General features: G+C 42.1%; 2 protein-coding genes and 1 pseudogene. 2 read left to right on the top strand and 1 reads right to left on the bottom strand.

Features of this window, described 5'->3' with window-relative positions; genetic code table 11:
* A partial coding sequence (locus ACXAC4_RS19345; RefSeq protein ID WP_475164815.1) for an SDR family NAD(P)-dependent oxidoreductase occupies positions 1-637 on the bottom strand: 637 nt, incomplete at its 3' end.
* 118 nt (positions 638-755) lie between these two features.
* On the opposite strand from ACXAC4_RS19345, the gene ACXAC4_RS19350 reads away from it, so the two are divergent.
* Positions 756-1,286, top strand: a complete 531-nt coding sequence (locus tag ACXAC4_RS19350; RefSeq protein ID WP_474982701.1) for an HD domain-containing protein — start codon at positions 756-758, stop codon at positions 1,284-1,286.
* 686 nt (positions 1,287-1,972) lie between these two features.
* Positions 1,973-2,471: pseudogene (locus ACXAC4_RS19355) on the top strand (M16 family metallopeptidase); the annotation flags it as partial.
* Positions 2,472-2,515: the final 44 nt, after the last annotated feature.

Here is a 2,515-nt window from a genome sequence, read left to right on the forward strand (position 1 = left end):
TCACTCGTCCTACTCGATTTGATAAATGTTGTTCGTGATCTACATTTCTTAATTCGCTAAGGTCGCCTGTATGGATCCAACCTGGGCTTATGGAATTAACTCGAATATCGTAAGAGGTGAGGGATGCAGCAAGTGCGTGAGTCAGGGCAATTATGCCTCCTTTGCTGGCAGCATATCCTTCAGAATTCGGTTCTGACATGCTGGCTCTGGTCGAGGCAATATTAATGATCCTACCTTTGATCTGCATTCCTTTCCAAAGGCTGCTCATTAACTTAGAAAATAAGAATACACTGCGCAAGTTGGTGTTTATTATTTCGTCCCAGTCCTCAACCCCGGATTCAAATATGTTCTTGAATTCGCTTATCCCAGCATTGTTAATTAAAATGGTCGGAATCTGATGATCAGTCTCCAATTGCTTGATTAGCTGTGAGATAGCTTGCGGATTGGATACATCACAGGGATAAAATAGAAAGGTTCCCGATAATTCGTTTGCTTCTTTGGATAATTTCCTACCATTTTCTTCATCTATATCACAACCAATAACCTTAGCTCCCCTTTTTGCATAGGCTAGTGATAAACCTTTTCCAATGCCGTTGCTAGCTCCGGTAATGAGTACGACTTCTTTAGAGTGATCCATGAACATTCCTCCTTCTCCTGTATTTTCCTTACAGGGTTTGAACGTAAACCTCTTGTCTACATTGCTTGTGAAGGTAACAGGAACATGATATGATTCTTTCAAACTTGGAGGTGATCGTATGCGGAAAGTTACACTAGTGGACGTGTTCAAACATCGGATTACTCAGAAGTATCTCCAAAGATCCGGCATTCATCACGCGGTCACCGTCGCTGGTTACGCTCTGGAGATGGCTGTCGAGGCAGGCGTAGATCCCGACCTGGCAACGAAGTCCGCCTTGCTGCACGATATGGGGCATTATGAATGGTATCGAGACGGTAAGTGGGACTATGAAGAATACCGTAAGCATGATATCCATGCTATAAAAGGTGCAGAGCGCGCACATAAGTTATTGATCAGGCTCGGTGAGGATAGAACCGTCGCGAAGGAAGTTTCACTGGCTGTCTTATTGCATACAGATAGCTATCTGCCATTTGAATTGAATGGGAAAAGGACATCTCTCCAAGAGGTGGTTCGATTGGCTGATGAGAAGGATGAGCAGCCTGGTGGGTTACACCATTACAAACAAATGGAGAAGGGTGAAGCAATAAGAATCTTGCATCAGCTTGATCTGGAAGTGGACCAGGCAGACTACGAAAATGACGTATCTTGAAGCATGATTCTTTGAAAACATCTTTTATTTCAAAAATGGGCTTTACATTAGGAAAATGTTTCTATATAATTTCCAGTGTAAGAAAAAATTACTAGGAAAGCGAGGTCGGAAAAATGAAAAACATGAAAATGAACACTTCAACGAACTGCATATCGACCTGCGCTAGTACGGTAATCATTTATTCATAAAGTTCGGATACAATGAAAATATGTACTCATAATTGCTGCAGGTGGAACGTAATGTAATCCTGTGGCTTTTTTTATGGAGTAGTACTGAATCACTCAAGCCACAGGAGTCCCCTGTGGTTTTTTTTTGTGCAATGAAAGAGTATATTTACTCTTTTGTGATATAAACACACTATTTAGGAGGTGATCAATATGACGATCCAATTTTTAATTTTCACTATACGCATCTCAAGGAGAAGGGTAAGGAAATGTGCACCATTGCCTGGGTACCGTCCGACCGCGGAAGACCGATGGTTAGATAGGAAATCTTCCATGAACCAATTAATGTAGGGGGGTGTGAACGATGAATGAAAATCGCAGAATTGAATTTATGAATTGGTTGAATGTGGAGAAGGATACGGATTAGCTGGAAGAAGGAGGAGCTGTCATGAGGCTGAATTTAGGTGCTGCGTGATTGCTTGTACGTCTCCTTAACCTTAGCAATACGTAACTGAACGAGTTATGGGTCCTGCACGAGAAGAGCTGGGTAAGTCAGGGTTTGCTCATTTATTTGAACACATGATGTTTCAAGGCTCAAAGCATGTGGCAGATGAAGAACATATCAAAATGGTGACTGAAGCGGGTGGAAAGCTAAATGCCACAACGAATTTAGATAGAACTAACTACTTCCAAACCGTCCCAGTAAATCAATTAGAGAAGATGCTGTGGTTAGAGTCAGACCGTATGGGTTTTTTTGCTCAAGGTATTACCCAAGAAAAGTTTGAAGTTCAACGTGCTGCGGTAAAAAATGAACGTATGATGCGTTATGACAATGTGCCTTATGGGCAAGGTACCGAAAAGTCGCATCAAGCCCTGTATGGCTATGGACACCCTTATTCTTGGATGCCAATTGGATATATGTCGGATCTTAAATAGAGCTGATGCCAACGATTTAAAAGCCTTCTTTAAACGTTGGTATGGCCCAAATAACGCGACACTAACGATTGGTGGAGCAATTAGTCGCGAGGTGCTGTGTAAGAGGTGAATCTAACCGTCGTTAACCTT

This window comes from Pseudoalteromonas sp. AWM4_233 (assembly GCF_056158285.1).

Coding starts and splice junctions, on each gene's coding strand:
- ACXAC4_RS19350 (WP_474982701.1), top strand. CDS start 756: ATGCGGAAAGTTACACTAGTGGACGTGTTCAAACATCGGATTACTCAG.